General features: G+C 53.8%; 19 protein-coding genes and 1 pseudogene. 10 read left to right on the top strand and 10 right to left on the bottom strand.

Features of this window, described 5'->3' with window-relative positions:
• Together ACFR9S_RS08135 and ACFR9S_RS08130 are read right to left on the bottom strand one after the other, a co-directional pair.
• Positions 1–1742: pseudogene (locus tag ACFR9S_RS08135) on the bottom strand (plasmid replication protein RepH); the annotation flags it as partial.
• Positions 1743–2431: 689 nt separating this feature from the next.
• Complete coding sequence (locus ACFR9S_RS08130; RefSeq protein ID WP_074880725.1) at positions 2432–2647, bottom strand: division/cell wall cluster transcriptional repressor MraZ; 216 nt, start codon at positions 2645–2647, stop codon at positions 2432–2434.
• Positions 2648–2879: 232 nt separating this feature from the next.
• On the opposite strand from ACFR9S_RS08130, the gene ACFR9S_RS08125 reads away from it, so the two are divergent.
• The 8 genes from ACFR9S_RS08125 to ACFR9S_RS08090 all read left to right on the top strand — a co-directional run bounded on the left by ACFR9S_RS08125 (position 2880) and on the right by ACFR9S_RS08090 (position 8404).
• On the top strand, positions 2880–3293 hold the full coding sequence (locus ACFR9S_RS08125; protein ID WP_074880722.1) for a hypothetical protein: 414 nt from the start codon (positions 2880–2882) through the stop codon (positions 3291–3293).
• Positions 3286–4725, top strand: coding sequence for a hypothetical protein (locus ACFR9S_RS08120; protein WP_143077019.1), 1440 nt, complete (start codon positions 3286–3288; stop codon positions 4723–4725). The genes ACFR9S_RS08125 and ACFR9S_RS08120 overlap by 8 nt, the downstream gene beginning before the upstream one ends.
• Positions 4722–5267, top strand: coding sequence for a hypothetical protein (locus ACFR9S_RS08115; protein WP_074880717.1), 546 nt, complete (start codon positions 4722–4724; stop codon positions 5265–5267). The genes ACFR9S_RS08120 and ACFR9S_RS08115 overlap by 4 nt, the downstream gene beginning before the upstream one ends.
• A 134-nt stretch (positions 5268–5401) precedes the next feature.
• The gene (locus ACFR9S_RS08110; RefSeq protein ID WP_079990227.1) at positions 5402–6202 is read left to right on the top strand and encodes a ParA family protein; all 801 of its coding nucleotides are present in this window, start codon (positions 5402–5404) and stop codon (positions 6200–6202) included.
• Positions 6199–6615: a hypothetical protein gene (locus ACFR9S_RS08105; RefSeq protein WP_143077018.1), complete on the top strand. Its 417-nt coding sequence runs from the start codon at positions 6199–6201 to the stop codon at positions 6613–6615. Before ACFR9S_RS08110 ends, ACFR9S_RS08105 begins: the two co-directional genes overlap by 4 nt.
• Positions 6616–6644: 29 nt before the next feature.
• Entirely contained in the window at positions 6645–7568 is a 924-nt protein-coding gene (locus ACFR9S_RS08100) for a hypothetical protein (RefSeq protein WP_074880712.1), read from the top strand.
• 100 nt (positions 7569–7668) lie between these two features.
• On the top strand, positions 7669–7974 hold the full coding sequence (locus ACFR9S_RS08095) for a toxin-antitoxin system TumE family protein (RefSeq protein ID WP_074880709.1): 306 nt from the start codon (positions 7669–7671) through the stop codon (positions 7972–7974).
• On the top strand, positions 7955–8404 hold the full coding sequence (locus ACFR9S_RS08090; RefSeq protein WP_074880706.1) for an HVO_A0114 family putative DNA-binding protein: 450 nt from the start codon (positions 7955–7957) through the stop codon (positions 8402–8404). Before ACFR9S_RS08095 ends, ACFR9S_RS08090 begins: the two co-directional genes overlap by 20 nt.
• 129 nt (positions 8405–8533) lie before the next feature.
• On the opposite strand, the gene ACFR9S_RS08085 is transcribed toward ACFR9S_RS08090, so the two are convergent.
• The 5 genes from ACFR9S_RS08085 to ACFR9S_RS08065 all read right to left on the bottom strand — a co-directional run bounded on the left by ACFR9S_RS08085 (position 8534) and on the right by ACFR9S_RS08065 (position 12617).
• The gene (locus ACFR9S_RS08085) at positions 8534–8983 is read right to left on the bottom strand and encodes a hypothetical protein (protein ID WP_074880704.1); all 450 of its coding nucleotides are present in this window, start codon (positions 8981–8983) and stop codon (positions 8534–8536) included.
• Positions 8984–10116: 1133 nt separating this feature from the next.
• A complete protein-coding gene (locus tag ACFR9S_RS08080; RefSeq protein ID WP_143077017.1) occupies positions 10117–10998 on the bottom strand; it encodes a hypothetical protein in 882 nt (293 codons plus the stop codon).
• Positions 10995–11414, bottom strand: a complete 420-nt coding sequence (locus ACFR9S_RS08075) for a hypothetical protein (protein ID WP_074880698.1) — start codon at positions 11412–11414, stop codon at positions 10995–10997. The genes ACFR9S_RS08080 and ACFR9S_RS08075 overlap by 4 nt, the downstream gene beginning before the upstream one ends.
• Positions 11411–12016 carry a site-specific integrase gene (locus ACFR9S_RS08070; protein ID WP_074880695.1) on the bottom strand — a complete coding sequence of 202 codons (606 nt, stop codon included), beginning with the start codon at positions 12014–12016 and terminating at the stop codon, positions 11411–11413. Before ACFR9S_RS08070 ends, ACFR9S_RS08075 begins: the two co-directional genes overlap by 4 nt.
• 313 nt (positions 12017–12329) lie before the next feature.
• Positions 12330–12617, bottom strand: coding sequence for a hypothetical protein (locus ACFR9S_RS08065; RefSeq protein WP_143077020.1), 288 nt, complete (start codon positions 12615–12617; stop codon positions 12330–12332).
• 658 nt (positions 12618–13275) lie between these two features.
• On the opposite strand from ACFR9S_RS08065, the gene ACFR9S_RS08060 reads away from it, so the two are divergent.
• A complete protein-coding gene (locus tag ACFR9S_RS08060; RefSeq protein WP_074880748.1) occupies positions 13276–14256 on the top strand; it encodes a hypothetical protein in 981 nt (326 codons plus the stop codon).
• Positions 14257–14475: 219 nt separating this feature from the next.
• On the opposite strand, the gene ACFR9S_RS16220 is transcribed toward ACFR9S_RS08060, so the two are convergent.
• Both ACFR9S_RS16220 and ACFR9S_RS08055 read right to left on the bottom strand, forming a co-directional pair.
• Positions 14476–14628, bottom strand: coding sequence for a DUF7837 family putative zinc-binding protein (locus ACFR9S_RS16220; RefSeq protein ID WP_174654706.1), 153 nt, complete (start codon positions 14626–14628; stop codon positions 14476–14478).
• Positions 14629–14825: 197 nt separating this feature from the next.
• Positions 14826–15359, bottom strand: coding sequence for a hypothetical protein (locus ACFR9S_RS08055; protein ID WP_074880745.1), 534 nt, complete (start codon positions 15357–15359; stop codon positions 14826–14828).
• Between the two features lie 158 nt (positions 15360–15517).
• Between ACFR9S_RS08055 and ACFR9S_RS08050 the strand changes: the two genes are divergently transcribed.
• Positions 15518–19330 carry a helicase-related protein gene (locus ACFR9S_RS08050; protein WP_074880742.1) on the top strand — a complete coding sequence of 1271 codons (3813 nt, stop codon included), beginning with the start codon at positions 15518–15520 and terminating at the stop codon, positions 19328–19330.
• Positions 19331–19367: 37 nt separating this feature from the next.
• Here the strand turns inward: ACFR9S_RS08050 and ACFR9S_RS08045 are convergent.
• Positions 19368–22279, bottom strand: a 2912-nt coding sequence (locus ACFR9S_RS08045; protein ID WP_379818393.1) for an Eco57I restriction-modification methylase domain-containing protein, incomplete at its 5' end; no start/stop codon positions are given.

The following is a 22279-nucleotide window of genomic DNA, read 5'->3' as shown; positions in this document are numbered from 1 at the left end:
AGCTGCGTCGCTGAGGCAATAAGTCCGTGCAGATCACGGATTAATTCAGTTCGAGCTTCGACGTCGTCGCTGTTCGTGAGTTCACCGACCTGTTTCAAACACAGACTGCGGACAGTTCCAATACGGTCACGCCAGCCGTCATAGTCTTCTTCGTCTTCGCCAAACCATCCGATCTGATGCCCCCAGCGGATGATTTCCCCGGCTTCTCTATCGAGTTTCTCAACAACCGAGTTATCGATTTCTTCGAACTCGGAACCAAGGCGTGATGGCGTGAGGACCTTGCTTAGTGCCTTGTCGCTGAGTAAGGTTCCCGCAAGACGTCCCAGGGTAGGGATGGGGCCACCCCACTGAGTGGCCACGAAGAGATCATCGTCGAAGCAACTGAGGTACGACACGCGACCGTCCTCAAAACGCTCGATTCGGTCATCAACTAGGGTAACACCCCGATCTCGACGTCCAGCAAGATACCGCTGATGCATACCCCAGGCATCGAGAACACCAGATGGCCCATTGAGCCATTGGACGTAGTCTGCTCCTTCACTAGGAGTCCCTGTTGCAGCTAACCAACCCTCTGCTGTCCCAGGTTGATCCCCTTCCCTCGTGTTCACCTGCGCGGGATACACTGTACCTGCTTGGGGCTGAGGGGTCGGCGTAAGATGCGTCTCCAACGTCGATTGGGCCGGGTGAATCACTCTGTAGTCCGGGGTGACGTACTGCTCAACAGCAGCCTGACCTAAGTCCGTGAGGGATGCACTGTTGTATTGTCCACGCCGGTCGATGTCCACGAGCCCGAGCTCTTCTAGGTCGAGGATGTAGCGGCCAACAGTTCCAGATTCCACGTCGATTTCGTCATCCTGCTTGAGATCACGATAATCTCGGGTCCCGTCAACGGGGAGGTTCCCCAGTAGACGAAGTCGCCCTGATTCTTCTGGGAGATCCTGTATTGCTTCCCACGCCGCCTTGAGCTGATCCGGCGATGGTTGCCCGTCGTCACCCGGTAGGTCTGTAGTGGACGTCTCACGGGTGCCAGTAAGACGGAGATGGGCGTCGTACCAGTCTGGGTATCGTCGCTCAATCGCGGCGTCTAACGCTGGTGAGATAACTAGGCGGACGTCGAAGGCAGAGCCAAGAGCTGCGATAGCTGCGAGCGCCCGCACTCCTGTCCCACGGTCATCGAGTGTTGACCACGACTTGCCATCAAGTACGAGTGTGATGGGTTGGGGTGTGTCATCAAGTTCGCTATGGAGTTGAACGGGTCCTTTGGCGAGGGCTTCAAGTCCGGCATTAAGCGGGCCGCGCCCGGTACTGGTTGTGGTGAGGCTGTCTTTGAGCGACTTGTATCGTTGCCGGTGATAACCTGAGAGTTCGTCAAGGTCGTCTTCGTCTACATCGTGGTACTTGACCGCGAACTCGACGAGCGAATTCACATACTCGACCGCCTCAGCTTCTGCATCACTCCAACGATCCGTTGTAGATTGCCATCTTCGGTGGTTGAACCCCAGGGTATCCTCCTGAAGACGACGAAGGACAGTGTTATATCGTTCGTGCGCGATCACCCCGGGGTTTTGTTCGCGGATGAATCCTCGAACAGACTCAACACTACTTGGGAGCAGGTTATGGAGGAGATCAGGTATCCACTCCGTTACCTGTGGGGTGACCTCGGTGATGGTGATTCCAGCAGTAGAGAGACTCCCTCCTGGAACGACCTTCCGGATTCCTTGTTGTTGATTAGGCGTGTGCATGCAGTCCGTGGAGAGGTGCGGACTGCGTGGAAGCCGGAGAATGCGAGGGTCCCGAAACCAATTTGAACCCTCGCGTCCACACTATGAACAGGAGCGTCCCGATAATACCGCTCCGTCCACGGCGAGGACCGGCTCTGCTGGTCCGCTTCAGCGATACTTCAAAACGACATCCGGGACGAGGCCTGGAAACTTCGGACCCGGATTGTCGTTTGGAACTGTGCTCGTGAGTCATGGCTATAGCGTAGTGGTGGAGTTACTAGGGATGTTTTCTATCGCGGTGGGCGTGGTTTTGGATGTGCATCTCTGGCGGTAGCTGGGATACGCCTGACCTGCCGGCTTAGTGGCGAGAGGGACAGAGCAGCGGCTCTCCGAAGGCAAACGCTTAAGCCGGTTCGGGAAGAAGCAGGAGGTGTCCAAGCACCCGCTTCTTCTGGTGAGTTGCGTTTTCCTAGCTGTTGCTTCATCTTGTGAGTCGGACCGACTTAAATGATTGTGTAATGGGGTGGGGTTTCCAGTGTTTGTAGACTTCAGATCAGTCTTTCCACGAGAATCTACTTCCGAGTCGCGTCGGGGGACGAAACTCCTAATGCGCTCGATGGTGAAGGAAGAGACACGGACCCTGGGGCCAATCGGAAGTCCAGAGGGAACGTCCCTACGCCCCAGACCCTTCACCGCAACCAGCGCCAGCTCTACTCGTCACCTCTATTGGCAGGCTCTCGGACTTCGATGCTGTCGATGGAGAGCTCGATCCAGTATTCTTTGTCGTCTTCTGGATCGATGCCGTACCGACTCCGGAGTGACGACGGGATCGTGACCCGGCCCCTAGTGTCTAGTTCGAGGATTTGGTTTCGCTCGGAATCTCTGTTGATCTTCTTTTCAATGATGTTCTGCTCGTCCATTGCCATTCTTGCTTCATAATTCACAACCACTCAGGGAAAAGGATTAGGATGGGGTTGTAAGGTGCTTCTGACCCATGTTTGCACCGAAAACTATGCACTTAGGCCAGTTCTGACATGATGGAGTCTCCAAATTGCAATTTTGCCCTATTTAAGAGTATATAAATAAAGTGTGTGTGAAGTCGCTAGAGTTCAAACAACTATCCGGAGTTTTATACTACTGCCCACAAAAAAGGTAAACATGGGAAGAAAAGGACTCGGGACCGCCCCGAATCAATTAATCGATGAAATCGATAAGGAAGCAGACGAACTCGGGTTATCCCGATCAGAATACTCCCGGCAGCGGATCAATGCCGGGCGACTTCTGTTCAACGCAGGCAAACTCGACCTCCAACTCCTAGATCAACTGATGGAGACCGATGGGTCAGAACGACCCGGCACCGACATTAAAACACTCGACGGTGACGTGAGCCAGCAAATCCTCTCGGCACTCCCACGTGATGAAAGCCGAGCAGCCACGGTTGACGAGCTGCGCGAAGAAGTATTCGGGACAAAAGAAGAGCAAGAAGAACTGATCGAGACCGTGCTGAAGCAGCTGTGGGACCAGGGGAAAATCAAGTCAGCATTCGGGGAGGGCTACGTGAAAAATGACTGAAAGACAAACGCCGGACGAGAACCACACAGACGAGTACGATACAGATCGGCAGCAAACTCAGGCTCGACAACATCGCCGCAACCAAGCAGACCGCGAATGGCGGAAACGCCCCATCAAAAAATACCGGGAAACGCGAAAAGGAGACATCACAGAACATGATCTACAGAAGAGAATGCATCATATTCACGAGTTTGAAAAATACCTCCTCACCGAAATCGCTCCCCAATATGACGGGGCGGGCGAGATCGTTGGAGTTCGAGACGCAGTCGCAGACGATGTCAGACACTACCGAGACAACCACTTGAAACCCCTTGATGACATCAACACGACAACGATTCAGGACAAACTATCGGGTTTAAATGAGTTCTACAAGATGCTCGAAGAAAAGAAGGCGATTGCCGGGAACCCCGTGAAAAAACCACTTTCAGAGTTCCGCGAGAACAACAGTAGGGAAGTAGACCGACCATACATCCCGCTCGCCCGAATTCAGTACTTTCTACAATGGCTCGACCACCCGTTCTCGCGGGCCGCGTGGCTGCTCCCTTTAAAAAACGGTGTTAGGAAAGGTGAACAAATCAATATTGACTTGCGGTGTGTGAACATTGCCCACCCGATGTTCGACGAAATAATCGAACAGCACGGGGTGGTGCTTGATCCACGAATCAGAAACAAACCAGACACAATCCTGGTCTACGGTGGATTCAATGAAGACACAGAGATACCGAACGAGGATACACCGGGATTCAGCGGCGACGGTGAGATTCGTAAGGTGGGTAACAAACGCAAACAAGAGGACGGGTCAATCATCCCGATCGACAGTGAGTTGAAAACAGCACTCATCGAATGGTTGCTCGTACGACCCCCCACTCATCACAAAGATATTCATCCGTTATTCGCAATCGGCGGCAGCAACGAGGTGAGACGAATACAGAAAAACGCACTTCGACAAAGAATGTGGGCTAGAACCAGTTTCTCCGACAGTATTCAGAATTTCAGTGCTGAAGAGAGTCTAGATGAATGCCCGGACTGTGGAGGTGCAGTCATTGAGGAGAATCTGAAGTCGGGCGAGAAGACCGGCCGTCGATTCGAATGCATAGACTGTGGAGAGATACACTGGCGATCGATTCATTGGGACAACGGACTGCAAACCGAGCAGAAAGTCACGCACCACCAGTGCCGACACTACTTCTCCTCGGCACACAACCCCGAAAACAGCGGTCTGCACGACGGCGTCATCCCGGATTCGATCCGGAAAAAGGAGATTCGAGGTGACAACAACAAACAGAACGAGGACACCGAAGACGCAGTGTACATCGAGGGGCAGTACCAAGACTTCGAATCCGACGTTCGTGAGCCGTACCTCGACGGAATCTACAAGTTCGATCTCTACGACAACGTCATCCCTGCTGTTGGAGAAGGATGGGAGCAATGACCGACGATCGTCCAACACCCGGTCCGAACGAGCCGGTCCCATCGTGGGAGGAGCACCGGCAACTGCGAGAAGCCATCAACGACTACCTCGATCACGAGCCTGAAGACCCAGCCTGGAACGATATCTGGCGTGCACTCGGCGCAATCCTGGGGGAATACCAACGCGACGCGTTCGTCGAAGCCTTCGACGTAGACGAGCCAGCTGAGACGGCCTGTATTCGCCGCCTTATCGCGGGCGACGACGAATGCCCTCACTCACCCTTACAAGCCGATGATGATCCGGAGGGGCCGCCTCACAAGCCGCCAGCAAGTGATCACGCGACACTCTGGCTCGATGACGGCGAACCAGCCGTGTACTCCATGCATGTCTACCCAGGGAACATCGAACGCCTCGATGCCGAGGAACCACCCTACAACATGTGGTTCGACCTGTTCGAATTCGCCGCTGAATGGGGTCTGGAAGTGTCTGTGCTCCCGAAATCGTGGTACAGCCTCGGATCGACAGTACACATCGTCTTCTACCCGCCAGAACGGTACCGGTAAGCGGACAGGTTATCGGTGAGTCTCCGTACGCGAAACAGGCGTTGTCTGACGGAGCTTTATATTATTCGAGATACATGCAACACCCGAATGGTCCGTGAAACCCGTATTATACGGAATATGCAAGAGGTGGTAGCGTGAGGATCGACGTCGGAATGCAGAAAGGAGGAGTGGGAAAAACGACGACCAGCATCAATCTTGCCGGGGCTCTGGCCAACAGAGGTCACGACGTCCTGGCTGTTGATGCTGATCCCCAGGGCGGGCTCACACTCAAACTCGGACATCGTGAACAGTACCGGGAAGGCGAGTACGCGCTCTACGATGTCCTCTCTGAGATGGGGCAGCTCACTTTGGACGATCTTGACGAGCTGATCATTTCCGGTGATGAGTTCGATATAGTCCCATCCCATTTACGAAACTTCAGGCTGGAGAAGCACCTGTACTCAGAAGCCCGTGGGGTTGAGGCCCTCAAACTCGCACTCGACCGCCTCACAGTAGACTACGACTACGTTGTGATCGACTCCCCACCGAACCTCGGACCGCTCGCTGACGGGGCGCTGCTTGCTGCTGAGAACGTTCTATTCCCGAGTCACGCGAACACGATTGCGAAAGACTCTCTCGAAATCCTGTTTGATGAGATCGACACCTTGGAGGACAAGTTCGACGATGTCAACATCTCGACCGTCGCAGCTGTTCTCAACGAAGTCGGCCGTGATGGTGTGAGTAGTGAAATGCAGAACTGGTTTGTCAGCACGTTCGGTGAGGATTACGTCTTCGAGATTCCGGACTGGGCTGTCGTTGAACACGCCATCGAGTACCGAACATCGGTGTTCGCGTATAACCCGGACGATGCGGGTTATTCGTGGGACGCAGACAAGGCAGAGGCACTACGCGATAAGTACGATGCAATCGCAGCACACGTGGAGGACCTCTCATGAGCGATCCAAAGGACGAGCTCGGGCAGCGTTTCGACGACCGGCGACCAGATAATGAGGGTGACTCGGACTCTACGGACAACACGAGTGATACAAGTAACCTGAATAATTCGAGTAACCCGGATAATACGGGTTATTCAGATAGTGAGGCTAGTTCCAGTGAGAAACCGGGTCCAGATCCGAGTCCGGACTCAACCCGGAACCGCCGTCAAGTCCCGATGTATCTCCCTGAGGCGAAAGCAAATCAGTTGAACTCACTGTACGAGCAGCTGGATGGGCGGTCGAAAGTCGCCGGTGAAGGAGGGATCGAGAAGCACGCGGATTTCATGGAAGCCGTCGTTGCCCTCGCTATTGAACACGAGGAAGACTTAGCAGCCCGGCTTGGCATCGAAACGGATTCAGAGCACAGTCCGTGAGATAGATGGAGTTCAGGTAGGATATCAAATTGACTTCTGAGTTCGACCCTTCCGACGAACCTTACGACGTCGGAGACATCGTTCATATTCACGCACCAGAACCCGAGTACGAACACCGGTTCGGGTGTGAGGTAGTCGAAGTACACCGCGACAGTGAGCCGACTGCAACGGTCGAAGACTACTCATACACGCTGTACGCGTACGGTATCGAGCGCGTGTTAGATTCGAAGTACCCTCACGAGCATCTAATCCCGTCACCGCGTGGGTATCCGAACATCAACGATCTACTCGGAGAATCACCGATTAATGGAGAGGACCTTTTCGGGAAGTTCAGACGTCCCGATCTCCAGCTAATAAACAAGTACCTCACCGCAGTGGACGTTGAATCAGACCCGACGTTGGATTGGCTGAACGAAATCAGAAAGGGTGACGTGGATCGAATCAATTCCGTATTTGCCGAAGTATACCTTCTGTACTACCTGCGGGAGAAGTACGGTTCGGAGCAGGTATCAATGAACGCTACTCTTTCTGACGGCGGTGACTCGAAGGATTTTGACCTTCGACTCACCACCGACGATCAGGATATCTGGATTGAAGTTACAAAACCCGATTATGCCGCAGAATTGGAAGGGGGATTCGGGTGGGGGATGGGAACACGAACGACGAACTCGATTGATAGGAAACTCAAAAACAAGTTTGGGCCCGCTCGTGATGCAGTTGACGACGACGTAGTCTTGGTGCTCGCAGTGTATCAGGAGGAGCAGATAACGCAAGGCTTTGAGATTGGACGGTGGCTTGACGAGGAGTACTATGACATCAGCGATTTTTCAGACGGGTGGGTGACATTCACGTATCTTGGGGAGCCAGACTTTGAGTACCACGCATTCACTGAGAACGGCGCGTGTTGCAACAGCGTCTTCGCGGCGTTGACCGAGATCGAGGAACCGCGATAATACTGCCTGCCTATCCTTGCGGCATCGTGGTGATGTTATTCTACCACAACGGCTATGAGGGTTGGGTGTGTTGTCCTATGTGGACAACGCAGGTGCTTGGATGCCAGCTAGGAAGATCTTCGAGGACGACGATGAATTCCCAGCCGGTGACCGCTGGGAAGCACTCGCCTGGGACGTCCCTGAAAGCGATCAGTTCCCGGAGGGACTCAAATACAGCTTCCAGTACCTCGGCCCAGCTGACGAAGAACTCCTCCGGTACGACAACGCAAATGACGCCCACGGCGTCGGCCGCCATCACCGACACTACCGTGGCGAGGTCGAAGGAATCGAATTCGAGGACCTTCGATCCCATCTCCAGCGATTCCTCGACGAGGTTGAAACCATCCATGAGCAAGAATTCGCCTAACCACGCCCACGAACCCCCGGAGGACGTTGAATTCCCCTCGACCCTTCGCATCACGTCGAAGCCGTTCGAGGAGCACAAGGAGAGCGCGCTGGACCGTGCCGCGCGCTGGGAGGACGGCGAAGACGTTGCACACGTGGTGAACTTCCAAGATGCCAGCCGTCTCCAGCGCATCCTCACACCACGCCGCTTGGACCTGGTGAAGAGCCTGATGGACGCACCCGCAGACAGCATCCGGTCCCTTGCCGACCGCCTCGACCGTGACATCCGGCAGGTCTACGACGACGTCCAGACCCTAAACGAGTACCGCATCGTGCACTTCCGCGAAGAAGAGGGAGCGAAGCAGCCGTTCGTCCCCTACGACACGGTGAAAATCGAGGTTGAGTTGACCAAGTCACTCGGGGATGCGTCTGAATCGCCGGCATCGGCGTAACGAGCGTTCCTGAAAGGCCATCTTCCCAGCATCACCCCAAGGGCTCTATCCGCGAAACCGGGCTCAATTTCCACTTACAGCTCTGCTGACTACGCAGTGAGAACAGAAACTATGGATCTGACCAGATGCTTAGACTACTTGTTCACGACGGATTGTGACGAGGTCATCAGCGAGACGACTTGCATCACGTCCTACAGAGGAATCACCGTCCTTTGAGATGAGGAGGATGCCGGGCGCACCCTGACAAGGAGCACGGTCGCCTTCGTGGAAACCTGCGTCTTCAGCTGGTGGAAGTTGGACCTGATATCCATTACCTGCGATCTGTACAGTCGCGTCCATTGCCCGATAGATACTCTTCGTGTCTTGAGCTGCTGAGACAACGAGTTCTGTCACCTGCTTTGTTGACAGAGTGTCCAGACCGACCACCAGGAGGAGCGAATCGAACGAAAATACCCGTACCCTGGCGAGAGACGTTGCTTCTCCTTCGTCGTCTTCATCGACGAGTCCTGCAGATCGAGCAGGTTTGGTTACTTGGAGTGCGAGCCCGTCTTCACCGGAGGACTTGATCTGGTTAACCATGCAGTTAGTAATTAGTACTAACGTATGAGATTTCGGGGCCGGTGAACCGTGTCGAAGTCAAACCTAGGTGCACTCACTTCGACCGCCTGTAAACAATCATTCCCTCCACCTAAACGGCGTTAATACAAGCACCGATAGGCAGAGTCAGTCGCTTTCACGGGGATCTGAGACGAGTTCGAATAATCGAGTAGGCTCATGCACGAGTTTGACGTGACCTGCAGCTTGGAGCACCTCAAGACGATTGTAGACAGTATTGCGGCTGTATCCGGTCTCGTCAACGATCAGCCCCTTGGTTGCACGTCCCTCTGTTAGAACGTCAAGAATGGCCTTGTCTGCGGGGCGTAGATCACTCTCGTCCATCGGCTTGGGTATGCTGAGTGTGCACGAGCTATGTGCAAAGTAACCACCCATACGCATTCTAACACCCTATTCTAACCATTTAGAATGGATGTGCAGAATGCACAAACAATAAGTAGATAGTCATCACAGTCAAGAACGCAATGGCGAATCAGACTGAGTTCCCGGACGACGGTGGCTACAATGAGGTCTGACTCCGTCTGGAGTAGCGCGGTTCGAGTCCGCGCCGGAGCATACCCGTCGCTGGAGCGGCACGTGAAACTCCCTCCCACCAACGGCGACAGTCGGGGTCCGGCTGCCAGCAGGCCGTGGAGAGGATCGTGCTCTGGGTTCGAATCCCCGGGCGGGCACTAACTCACAGCAATGACTGACAAGCACTCTCTGGAGGTAACCCATGCCCGTACTGTTTGAATACAAATGCCAAGACTGCGGTTGGTCACTACGTTGGATTTACGACGAAGAAGAAGACCGACTCAGAACGGATTCCCTAACGGGGTGCCCTGGAGAAGGATGTACCAAGCTTCACGAAGTATCCGCACGAAGGGTGGATGAGGACGAAGCCGCCGAAGTGGAGGAGCGAGGTCATACCAAGTAAGTCACCTGGGAACCGGTTTTGCAGGTGATGACCACATTCATATGGCGTCAGCGCCTAGTTTAGAGTAGAAATGGAGTTTGAAGAGTTCAAGCGAGTCCTGGAAGAGCAGACAGGAGAGCGCTCCCAGCTCAGCAAGGACTCGTATGAAATCGGGCGTAAGCTCGCTAACCTCCCTGATTAGCTACTCCTCTCCTCGCAGTCGATCAACAAACGCGCGTTTTCCATCGTCAGTTTCTCCCTGCAAGTGAGTAGCACCGGCCTCATACAAAGCGGTCTCAACGAACTCACGGGACCGGTCGAGATGACGATTTGTGTAGTAGCTCCGGTGATCAGTTCGGTCTACATCAATCTCCACGAGATTGATCTGGATACCCTCTTTCCGCTCAACGCGTTCATACCCGTACTGATGGGCCCACTTCAACAACGGAAGCTGATTCCGTAGCGTAAGGATGCGTTTTGAGTCGTAAATGAACTCCCGAACCCACTGATACCACTGGCCTTCTTCACCCGTTTCCGGCATCGAGAAGTCCTCATCATAGGAAGTGAGATACCGATCCAGCAGCCCAATTCCAGTCCGGTGATTCGTGTTTGGCATTGGATGAGCGAGAATAAAGTACGAGAGTAACTCGGCACCTACATCGGGAACCAGCTGTCGCCACTCGACCCGGTTCAGCACGTCCGGGATCTTCTCCAAGTCCAACTTCTTGTACGTGGCAAAGTCCGCTCCTTGTTCCTCCTTCTCTGTGAGAATCCCGTCGAAAATATCGATGATGGCAAAGAGAATCTGCTTATCGCCTTCAGAAAACTCCGCATCAAACCACTCAATAACATCTTCTTCGGTCTCGAACTCAGGATACGCCGCATCGAACAACGTCCGCGTGTACAGGAGGTAGATCGTCTCACCGCCGACTGATTCGTCAGCAATAGCCATCTCAATATCAGACTGCTCTGACAGCTGAGACGCCTTCTCAGACCGATCCTGCTTGTCGTCACTGATGAATCGGAGCGTGAACCGATTATCGGCTGGGTGGTGCAGCTGTAGCACCGGTGATTCATCGGTCATACGTAGTCAGCGAACCACTCGGGTGCGCCTGTGTATTCCGCCCAGCAATGTTTGTGACATGGCTCGCCGCGCGGGTTCGGGATCGCCTTGTCGAGATCAACTTGCTTGCCGCACAAATCACATTCAGCGCTGTGGCCGTGCATCCGCTGGTCAGTTGAGAGGTTCTTTGTCTCGATGTACAGCTCGTGCAGCGCTCGGGGCGTCAGCCGGACTATCACCTTTTCGCGGTCGTCCTTGTTGCGCCGTTCGGGAGTGTACGTCAGAACCCAGTCTTGGCCCTCCTCACCGTCACCGGCCGGACCAAGGGAGATTGTCTGAGACAGCTCGTCGGGAACGTAGTGCCACTCGTTGTCTCGAAACCGTGGGTAGTGTCCTTCCGGGCGGGGGTTCTCGGGATCGACATCGTCTTCGCTCATGCGAGACCGGCCTCCTCGAAGGCATCGTTCACGACATCAGGTGTCGGTGCATTCAGATACGGTTCGATGGCCTGGAACGAGTCCCACCCACCAACCTGCATCACGACGCGGGGATTCATCTGCCGATCCACAAGAAGTCGTTGGGCAAACCGTCGTCGGAGATCGTGGCTGCTGACGCATCGGAAGTCTTCGTCGCCGGTCTCGTCGGCAGCTCGGCGTGCTGTTCGCTTCACGATGTCGCGCACACTGCGTTCAGACAGGTCTACGAGCGGTTCGTGCCGTCCGATGTCTTCCGCGTTCTGGAAGCGGTGTAGGTCGCTCTCAACGTCAGCAGGCAGGTAGGCGTCGCGCGGCTTCCCGCCGTTCCCGCTGGTGTCCTTCCCCTCAGGGATGCGGAGGCGGTAGTGCTCGCCGTCCTCAGTACGCTTGACGTGCTTCGGGCAAATTTGGGGAATCTCGAAGGCGCGGAGACCGACGTAGCCGCCCAGTTGGATGATGAGATCGTTCCGATGACTCGCAGCAGCACGCCGCAGCGCTTCGAGTTCCGAGTCGGTCATCCAGACCTTGAACTCGTCTTCCTTCGCCGTGGCTTCTAATCGCATGCAACCTTCTATAACAACCTTACAGAAAATACCCGAGGTTCAGGGAGTAATCGGGCCGAGACCGGGGTGAAAACAAGGGTTCACTTCCGACTTCTATGATAAGTCGTCACTCGTGTTCCCGCCCTCATCCCCCTGAATCATCTGGTACAACGACCGTGCAGACTGACCGCTGCGGAAAATTACAGATTGATATGATATTTGTACTGGTATGCAAGATACAGGGCGCGTATCTTGTACAGAGTCACCCCACATTCAGTGGAATAGGGTCGGCCAGTACACGCAAAAACGGGGGACTATTGAATTGTTAGTCACGTCATCGTGGAAGCCCCCGTCTGACATCTATCTCGAACTCGCCATCTTCATCATCCCACATAACTCTGAACTGGCGTCCATCATCTAACATCCAGACCATATATTCGCACCTTTTCTCGTCCTCCCATTGCTCCGATCTTAATCGTGCGATACCTGTGAGATTATCCCAAAGTTCCAATAACTGGCAAGTTTCCTCGTATGTTGGCGGTATCTCTGGGAGCCCCTCAGGAAAATTGTCAGGTACTCGTCGAGCAGGAATTGGCGGCTCTGCAATTGGGTGTACAAGCATACTGATTACAATCAAAGAAAGCACTAATAAACGCTACCCTGAGTCACGCACGGTATGATCGCTATATCCTATCTTTGTCAGCTGGGTTTGTGTAAGATGGATACCGCAAGTCTTGCACAACGACTCGGTCTGTTTGAGGCAGTCCAGCCCAGTCAGTACAGAGTGTCTACTTACTGCTCCGTTTTGAAGTCCTGATTGGGGTCGTAGCTAAATGGGGTGTTCCCTTGGTCAAGATATTGCTCATGTTGATCAGCTAGACCTAATTCACTTCCACAAGCTGGACAGCGGCCAGAAATCAACGCCTGGAATTCTTCTTGTTCATCGAATTCGTGGTCACACTGTGAACAGGATAGCCCCATAGATGGACTTAGTTTTCCAACAACTTACCGGTAACGCCGAAATTCAAAATCCGAGGTACGCTCGCTTAGTGAGCAGTTGGTTCAAAGCAGACAGTGTGAACCAACAGAAACTGAGTGCTGACTACACCCTCTGCATGTTTCACCGAGATATTAATAGATCACAGATAGGTTGTCACTCGTGGCGGCCTGTGTGGACCCTGTAATGAGCGATTCATTACGTGTGAGAAGTCTTCTATGACACCCTCAAAGAGTGCGTCAGGCGTCCGGGAGCTTTTGGCCCGTGCTGATGAAGACTACGTATGCCGTTCAGCGCACGTTGGCACACGCTTCTCGATCACGCTGAGGAGTTACCGTCTGATGCGACACTTCTCACGCCACTATCGCACAAACCCTTTCGTCTGACCGACGTACAGGAACACCGGATTCTCATCACGTATCGAGATGACGACGGAACCACTCCACTCCAGCGCGACCAGTTTGAAACACTATTCCAACGTGTACAAGACTCCCACGCTGGCTTCGAGTTGGACCGACTGCCAGCAGACGCCGAACCATACGCGACCGTCGTAAGTCTGCATCCCCGGTTCGAACTCGATGACCGAGATGGGACGCTGACAGAAACAGAGATGCCAACGAGCTCCCCACTTGTTGAGGCCCACGAGGTGGCTAGTGACACGTCTGACCGAGAAGAACCGGACATTCCAGTCTACGCCGACGCACTCCTCCTGATTGACGCGCTTGAACGCTACGACCCGACCGACCTCGAAGCGACAGAGACGCCTGCACTGGTGAACCTCTACACGTTACTTTCAGATGTCCAGCGGAATGCCAACGATCTCCGGCAAGAGGTACGTGCCGTACTGCTTGATCGGCTCCATCATGACCAGCCAGTCAGCGGCCAATACGGCTCAGTGCAGCGCACATCACGCCGGAATCGAGCTCTCAAAGACGACGAGGAAGTACTTACTCTGTTAGAAGACGCGGGGATTGACCGTGAGCGTGTGACGACCGTGGATGCCAGTAAAGTCGATGAAGCATTGGAAGTAACCGAACTCGCTGAATCTGACGTGTACGACATCACGGAGAGTGAATATGTCCGGAAAGCTGAGGTGGACGAGGAAACCAAGCAGTCCCGGCTACAAGGGCTGAAAGACCAGCTTGCTGCCACGGACGAGAACACCGAAGAGCTTCAGCAGGAAATCGAGGAGTTGGAAGCTCGGATTGACGACCTCACAAGCTTCGATGCCGGAACGACGTTCCACACAACATCCCAAGAATGACCGCGTTGATGCGTGCGACTCGTTTTCAGCGACAACGAAGGTTCCAGCAGCGATTTCCAGACGAGGTAACAGATCACAGCCGATAACTCGCCACCTCAGAACTGCCACACGCGGGACAGTGATCCACATCTGTGGACTCCAGAGTCGTGCCACACCGTCTGCACTCCACTATAGGATCAGGGGAATCTGACGAGCGGAGTACGTGCTTGAAGAGACGTATCATATGTCGGGATCTACAACGTCTCCGCAGCCTGGACACTCTGCCCAGTATCGTGGATCATCTCCCATCTCGTACTCAATCAAGACGTGGCGGTGGTGTATCTCTTCACCGCAGCGTGGACACCCTCCAAGTCGAGGATCTTGAGAGCTCATAGTGTGGGGCATACCAAAGAGGGAATACAGCCTTCTACGGGTGAAGGCCGGGTTCTTGGGAGCGTGTGACAGAGGGGTTGAACCACCCTCTACCCGGGACAAGAACGAGCAACCCCATATAGGTCATCGAACCACAGTGAAACTAATCTGCGGCGAGCAGTTGGTAAGTTAGTACAAAGTGCTAATCAAACGCGTGACTATGGTCGCTCTTCGAGCGAAACATCCCACCCCTCGTGCTCTTCATCATCCATATAGGCAAAGTGGTTCTGAGCCTGCTCGTAGGTATCCATCCCGCGGAATTGGAAGAAGGGCGCATCACAGGCAGGGCAGGTCTCAGCGTCGGAGACCCGACTAGATGATTCTCCAGTTGTCTGCTGACCCATTGTGGCGCTCATAGCCCGGGAAACGTAGTCTGTATCTCCGGGTTCGAATTGTTGTTCAATCTGCGTCAGTAACGCTAGTGTCCAGTCCCTAGCGTCACCTCGGGTTGTTATCTCTCCTGGGCCATCGAAGAAGTCCTCAACCACGCCGACCAAATCAGCTGCCCACCGAAGACTAATACTGTAGCTGTATTCTGCATCCAGTTCAGGGTCAATCTCCTCCGCATCCATCGCAAGTACGCTAACCTCGACGTCCAAGTACTGGTGGCGGTAAGTGTAGGTCGGATTCGGGTCTTCCGAGACACGGTACCGTTCCCAATCCCCCGGAAGATCCTCGATAAGCTCCGTCATATTCTACTCTTTGAAAAGTCAGCAGACTCACTTAGCAACACCGCTCTATCCCCTGCGAAGTTCGTCCTGCCCTCAGATCACCCTGGGTAAAATACAGGACTGAACGGCAAGGTATAGCTAAACACTAAGTTAGCGTGTTGGGTACATTCGGTAACAAGATGCTTTCTCTCCCTCCGCTTGTCGATAACGCTAATCGGACGGTCGAGGACGTCTACAAGAAAATTATCCCACAAATCGAAGAGGCACGTATCGCCACCGGCTACTTCTACCTCTCTGGCTTCGACTTGTACCGCGAAGACCTCGAACAGCTCGCTGACCCAGCCGAACTTGGTCACGCCCCAATCCGCATCCTGATGGGGCGGCAAACGAACCGCAGCACAGCAGATGAGATCGGGGAAGGACAGAGTCTACGCGACGAACTCAGAGACGAGGTCGAAGAGAGCATTGAGGAGCTCAACAACGCACAGCTAGACCGGTTGGATCGGCTGCGAGACTTCATAGCCGAAGACAAGGTTAGCGTCCGTGTGCGAAATCCAGAAAACGGCTATTTCCACGCCAAAGGAGCATCATTCCGAGCACCAAACGACGATGACGACTGGGAAACTGACAACGATACAGACACGCGTCCGTGTGCGACAATCGTTGGATCCTCAAACTTCACCGCAAGTGGTCACCGGAACAACATCGAACTGAATCTCACAAGCCAGGACCGGCCTGAAGCTGAGGCATTCGAAGACTGGTACGATAACCAGTGGGCGAATGCTGAGGACTTCAGCGAAGAGATCATCCGGATCATCGAGAATAGTGAGAAGTACCAAGATTGGCAGGACCAACAAGAAGACGAGCCGGATGATGAAGACACGCCTGATAACTTGGGGACGTACATCGAGCCGTTCGAGTTGTACAAACTCCTTGCGTACGACGAACTAAGCGGAAACGTCAACATCCGCGACAGCCCGCTGTACTACTTCCAGACACTCGGCTACGAGAGCGCGAAGGAGAAACTCTCTCGGTTCAACGGCTGCATCATCTCCGACTCGGTCGGCCTCGGGAAGTCCTTCATCGGCGGTGAACTCCTGCATGACTACCGCCAACGCGGAGATCATTGTCTCCTCATCGTCCCTGCGAACCTCACCGAACAGTGGGAAGACCTCCTCCAAGACGACACCGACGAAGACGGGAACCCATACTTCGGGCTCGAAATCGATGGAACACACCTGGACGTGATGAGCATCAGCAAGTTCCAGAACCTCACGTACGATGAGGTTCAGAACCTCAAAGACGCATTCGACGTCGTCCTAATCGACGAAGCTCATCGCTTCCGGAACCACGGGAAGTGGCGGCCGAACCCCGACGACGAAGACGACTACAAAGGAACGCGTCGGCACGCGAACCTGCGGCAACTCCGTGGGAAGACGATGATAATGCTGACGGCGACACCGATCAACAACTCTGCGACCGACTTGGAGAACCTCATCAGCCTGTTCACCAGCCCCGAGGAACTACGGAACAAGGCATCGCTGGACTTCGATGCCTTCGAGGAATACATTGAGTTGTCAGAGACGCGGAAGCAGATCGCTGCGGGGAAGGAGGAGGCCACCGAAGAGGAGCAGCGGAAGATCACCGAACAGCTCCAGCGGCATTCGGAGGAGATCTCGAAGATCCTGAATGAGGTGATGGTGCTCCGGACACGGAAGCACGTCAAAGACCAAATTCAGGATGAGGAGGACTTCGAGATGAGTTTCAAGCCGCCAAAACTCAGCAAGGAGCAGTACTCGCTCCCGGCGGCATACCAGCCAGTATACGGGATGCTGCCAGACGTGATGGACGCACTCCACCTTCCGCATATTACGGTGAAGAACCCGAAAGCTGGGGGGACGCTGAAGGCGCTGTATAAGCTGAATCTGCTGAAGCGGTTGGAATCTTCGACATATGCGTTTGTGCAGTCCATCGAAACGTTACACCGGAGTGAACGGCAACTTCTCGGCCTTCTCGATGGCCTTCCAGAAGATGAGCAGATCGATGTACTGCGTGCTGCTCAAGACGACGAAGAATCGGAGACGCTCGATGACTTTGTAGAAGGAGATGATGCCGCCGAGGATCTTGAACAGACGCTGGAAGAGTTCGGGTTCGATGCGACCGCAGTTCGTGCCGACGAAGATACGGAGAGTGATAGTCCGGACGAATTGGCGGATGCGACAATTGGTGAGGTGAAGACGTACATCCGGGAGGATTTGACGCTGTTAGCGTACTTCCTGTCGCAGTTCATCGGCGATATTGCTCAGGACTCTGGCGATGTGAGCGACCGGGCCGTGTCTACACGACAATGGCTTCACGATCATAATGCCGGTGTTCTCCCAGACGTTCCCGAAGAGGAGCTGAATCCAATTCTCTACCCGCGAAGTGACCTGAGTGATATTGATGAGGCGACGCGGGAGTTCTACGAGGCGGTGTTCTCGTTACGAGAGTTCCGTGACCCGAAGGTTGAGCGGCTCGCAGACGTCCTGAATGGGTATGATGACGAGAAGGTTCTCGTCTTTACTCAGTACCGTGCTACGGCGGATTACGTCTATCGAACACTTCTCAACGATCCTAACTCGCCCCTCACAGAAGCGAATAGTGCCGTTGTCAAAGGCGGTGACGAAAACAAGCAAGACGTTATTCAGCGGTTCGCACCGGAAGCCTCGGGGTACCAGCAAACGCTGGCTGAATCCGGGGAATCCGAACTGCAGTATGTTATAGCAACTGACACATTATCGGAGGGAGTCAATCTTCAGGATGTCTCAGTCCAAGTGTCATTCGATTTACCATGGAATCCCATGCGTATCGTTCAGCGGGTGGGCCGGATCGACCGGATCGGGAGTACCGAAGAGAAGTACGTCCACAACTTCTACCCTGACGGAGACATCGAAGCCGCGATTAAACTCCTGAAGCGGCTACAAGCGAAGATCAACGACATCGCACTCATCGTCGGGAAAGAGAACAACATCCTGGACCCGAACGAAGATCAGATTCTGGAGAAGACCGGTGTAGAGACAGAGAAGACGATTGGCGAGTTGCAGGTGGACGAGATTGAAGACTCGCTACAGAAATCACGAGAGATCGAAGACGTGAACGAACTCGATGACACGAGTAAGAACCCACTCCTTCGAAATGCAGGGAGTAACGAGCACGCCGCGTACGAGCGGTTCCTGCTCAAGAAGGAGTTGAACGAGGAGTTCGGGCTCTCAGAAGACGACTTCGAGTACGCCGCAGACTACTTTGAGGAATCCCCAGAGGAACGCGAACGCCTGTACACGAATATCACCGACCATGATTCCGGCCCGCGTCCAGGCGTGTTTGGGCTTGCACACCTCTGGTTCGATGACGACGACCACGAATCACCACTAGGCCGTGTGCGGCGGGCCTTCTACTACAAGCCGTTCAGCGACGAAGTCAAGGAACGTCCGGTCGGCACCCTCAAAATCGACCCAGAGGTGAGCGGAGAACCGATCACGGGGAATGCCGACAACGTGCTCTCCAACCGGGAGGCAATCCAAGAGGTACTTGACGACCGTCTGGAAGCGATTCGAGAGGGGCAAGTTGAGGGTGCATTCAAACAGGGAGACTCCTTCTCGAAAGAGCAGGAAACGATTCTGGACTTCATCGCACACTACGTACAACCGAACCACGGTGAGATGGCTGCTCCTGTAGACGAACACGAAACACTCGATGAATGGGCCGAAGACCTCCGAGAGCGCCTACAGGACGTGAAGTTAGCTAACACTGACGAAGATCGTATCCTCCGGGAGACCTTCCGGCATAACGACCAGTACGATTCGTTCCCAGATTGGCCACCGGTGGAATTCTTAGAAGAGTTAGAAACGTTCCTGGAAGAGAACGTGGAGGAATCGACGGAGTACCAGGCTAAGTTGGTCGGTGAAAGTGAGGTGCAAGCCCGGTTGATGTGCTGGGGCGTACTGGGGGTGTAATAACAGATCGAGGAAGGAGGGATGTTCTATATTTCCCCTACTTGAAGGGGCCTTCTTCTGCCAACTTTTCGTATTTCTCTAGAACCGACTTGAAGTAGTTGTCCGTCATGGTACGGGGGTTTGATACTTTGTAGAAATCATTAAGAACGAATTCAGTATCTTGCCGATTGAGACCATAAGCATGGAACGTGGCAGCGTCAATCTCTGTTTGAATTTTCTTGCGCTCGTCCTCAGTAGTCGCAGGAGAGATACCACCAAGCCGCTCCCTCATCTCTTTGAACGAATCACCGTAACAATTGAGACGTGCGGCACGTTCCGCGATGTAGTTAAACCAGTCGTCACCGTCCGTTAAGCGGGGCATCTGCGACTCGTTCAACTTATACATCACAATATGGGAGTCTACCTTCGTCCGCATAAGGAAGTCAAATGGAATGCTGTTGAGCAGCCCTAATGCAACTAGGAGCTCGCGGTCGGTGAACCGCCGCTTGTAGACTCCATGAAGAGGAGACTTTTCCAGGTCATTCTGAGAGGGACCAACTGTCTGGGGCTTCACGGTGGTTAGGGTATCTACACAGAGAGTATTCTTCGGTAGGAGAGATGCAACCATAGTACGTTCATTTGTTGAATTTGTTACCTGTCTAAACACGATACGTTCTTCGTTGCTATCGAGACGAACATCGTCCTCCGACAGAGGCTCACCGCGGGTGTCTTCGAGAGTCTCATTGACGAATGCCTTTTGAGACTTACTGGTTTTGTCTCCGTTAAGAGCGTAGTAGAGTTCCCGTTTGAGGTTTCTGTAGCCTTTGTTGCGAAGCCGGGTCTTGGCAGAAGGCTGTTTGTCCGACCCCTTGTCTACGCCGAATAGTTCAGGATTCTTTACGTCGATGAAGGTATCATCGTGAGCGAACTGGTAGATATTCTTACCTTGATAAATCGGGTAATCGGCTTCCGACTCCTGTTCGATGAAATACTCTGAGTCCTTTGACGAGTGGAGTTCTGTATGCGGCTCTATCTTCCAGGCTCCATCTATATCCTCACCGATTGACGGGTGATTGAGTATTTTCGAGAGAACGCTCACTTCCTGTTGAGACGTAATGTAGGGGAACACTCGCGCTTCCGGTGAGAATTCAAGTAGAACCTCTGCGGGGATGTCTGCTACCTTTTCATCGAAGTTTGTAAGCACGTCAACAGACTTCTGTTGGAAAATTCCACGAAGACTGTCTGTTTGCCCTGAGTTTTTAAACGAGACAACACCAAACTTGTACTGCTGGTGGAGATCGTCAAAGATACCGTTGTTCTCGAACCCAACGATTGAGTCAACCGTTGTCGATTCGATGAGATGGGTTCGGAGGTCTTTCTGCGTGGACCCGTTGAATAGGACTCCCGGAAGGATTTGGGCAACACGGGTGTCGTCTTGGGCCAATTTGAATGCACGCTCGAAGAAGAGGGCAGACAAATCATTCTGGTTGTTACCAACGGTTTTTCCCGCTACTTTGGGCTTTTGTAGCGTGTAGTCCGGGCTATTGTTGTAATATTGTGCGCGGAGTTCGAAGTCATTCTGATACTCTTTCCACCCTTTTTCTACATCAGGTCGTTCAAGGAGTTCCTCTTGGATTTCGTCCTTCTCGTTTTGCGTTCGTGTCCGGAACACCTCGTCGTACCGGGAGAAAAATTCCTCGCGGTTCGGAGTAAGCACATCCCACGGGGGGTTTCCGATGATGATGTTGAACCCTCCCTGCGAGTAGACTTCGGCGAACTCCAATACCCAGTGGAATGGCGAGTACCGCTCAACATCGTTCATCGAAACACCATCGGCTCCCGCTTGATGGAACCGTTCAACAATCTTCTCGTTCAAGTCGCTACGATACTGTTCTATCCGCTCTTCTGCGATTCGTCGCCAGTTGGCAGCTTCCTTGCTAGTCTCCGCCTGCTTATGATTCTGCGTGGCCTCGATGATTTGCTCGTACTTCTCACGGACGCTATCGCCAATCCCCCCACCGAAGTTCGATAGCTTTGCGTCTCCACCTTCGCTCGTTTCGATCAGATCTGTAAACCCAATCAGGCTGTTCCCTTGGCGGATGTTGAAGTCGATGTTCGGTAGAGGTTCAACTTCACTGGGCTCATCCTCGATGTCCGCGACCATCGACAACCAGAGGCGGAGCTTGCAGATTTCGACCGCGCCTTCATCGATATCCACTCCGTACAGGTTGTTCAAAATCACGGTGCGCTTCGCGTACAGCGACGCCCCACCCTGTCCTTCTTTGATCTCCTCCAGTTCGTCCCGGGTACGAGAGTCCAGTTCCCAGCCTTTGCCTTCCTGTTCGAGTTGCTGGAAGTACTCGATGCACTGCATGTAGATGTCCACTAGCACGTCCTGCGAAGCGAGCAGAAACGCACCACTACCGACCGCCGGATCAAGGATGTGCGCTTCCTTCAGAACATCGTGGTAAAGCGTTTCGACGTGGTCTGTCTCCACGTTCTCAGTGGGGACCTGGCGGGTCATCGTTCCGCCATCGGCGACCGCCTGTTCACCACTGCTGGCTTCTACACCAGGGAATCCGAACACGTCGTCAATTTCGTCGTATTCGGCATCAACAGCGTCGTTGAGTTGATCAAGCAGGTACGGGTGGACTGTCCGGCGTGACATGAAGCCGGTGATCTCTTCGGGCGTGTAGTATGCGCCCATCTCTTTCTGGTTGACCGTCTGCTCGAAGATGTGCCCGAGAATCGCGGGTGAGAGGTTCTTTGGGTCAACGATGTCCAGCCGCTCGTCCACGTTCCAGTTCCATCCGGATAGGAAATCCAGGATGTCATCGAAGAGTTCGTTCGTCTCCTCAGCAGACGCACCAAGCTTCGCATCCGGGAAGTCCTCTTCAACAGGATTCTTGGCGAATAGCCCACCGTTCAGGTACGGGAGGCTGCCAAAGTCGGGGTTCTGCTTGTCTTCTG

Source organism: Halolamina salina (genome assembly GCF_042678005.1).
GTDB classification, from domain to species: domain Archaea; phylum Halobacteriota; class Halobacteria; order Halobacteriales; family Haloferacaceae; genus Halolamina; species Halolamina salina.
Note: the sequence above shows the minus strand (reverse complement) of the source record. Positions and strands in the feature narration are given on the sequence as shown.

Bases quoted from the DNA above. Each gene is read 5' to 3' on its own strand.
- ACFR9S_RS08130 (WP_074880725.1), bottom strand. From the start codon at position 2,647: ATGGCAATGGACGAGCAGAACATCATTGAAAAGAAGATCAACAGAGAT.
- ACFR9S_RS08125 (WP_074880722.1), top strand. From the start codon at position 2,880: ATGGGAAGAAAAGGACTCGGGACCGCCCCGAATCAATTAATCGATGAA.
- ACFR9S_RS08120 (WP_143077019.1), top strand. From the start codon at position 3,286: ATGACTGAAAGACAAACGCCGGACGAGAACCACACAGACGAGTACGAT.
- ACFR9S_RS08115 (WP_074880717.1), top strand. From the start codon at position 4,722: ATGACCGACGATCGTCCAACACCCGGTCCGAACGAGCCGGTCCCATCG.
- ACFR9S_RS08105 (WP_143077018.1), top strand. From the start codon at position 6,199: ATGAGCGATCCAAAGGACGAGCTCGGGCAGCGTTTCGACGACCGGCGA.
- ACFR9S_RS08095 (WP_074880709.1), top strand. From the start codon at position 7,669: ATGCCAGCTAGGAAGATCTTCGAGGACGACGATGAATTCCCAGCCGGT.
- ACFR9S_RS08090 (WP_074880706.1), top strand. From the start codon at position 7,955: ATGAGCAAGAATTCGCCTAACCACGCCCACGAACCCCCGGAGGACGTT.
- ACFR9S_RS08085 (WP_074880704.1), bottom strand. From the start codon at position 8,983: ATGGTTAACCAGATCAAGTCCTCCGGTGAAGACGGGCTCGCACTCCAA.
- ACFR9S_RS08080 (WP_143077017.1), bottom strand. From the start codon at position 10,998: ATGACCGATGAATCACCGGTGCTACAGCTGCACCACCCAGCCGATAAT.
- ACFR9S_RS08075 (WP_074880698.1), bottom strand. From the start codon at position 11,414: ATGAGCGAAGACGATGTCGATCCCGAGAACCCCCGCCCGGAAGGACAC.
- ACFR9S_RS08070 (WP_074880695.1), bottom strand. From the start codon at position 12,016: ATGCGATTAGAAGCCACGGCGAAGGAAGACGAGTTCAAGGTCTGGATG.
- ACFR9S_RS08065 (WP_143077020.1), bottom strand. From the start codon at position 12,617: ATGCTTGTACACCCAATTGCAGAGCCGCCAATTCCTGCTCGACGAGTA.
- ACFR9S_RS08060 (WP_074880748.1), top strand. From the start codon at position 13,276: ATGCCGTTCAGCGCACGTTGGCACACGCTTCTCGATCACGCTGAGGAG.
- ACFR9S_RS16220 (WP_174654706.1), bottom strand. From the start codon at position 14,628: ATGAGCTCTCAAGATCCTCGACTTGGAGGGTGTCCACGCTGCGGTGAA.
- ACFR9S_RS08055 (WP_074880745.1), bottom strand. From the start codon at position 15,359: ATGACGGAGCTTATCGAGGATCTTCCGGGGGATTGGGAACGGTACCGT.
- ACFR9S_RS08050 (WP_074880742.1), top strand. From the start codon at position 15,518: ATGCTTTCTCTCCCTCCGCTTGTCGATAACGCTAATCGGACGGTCGAG.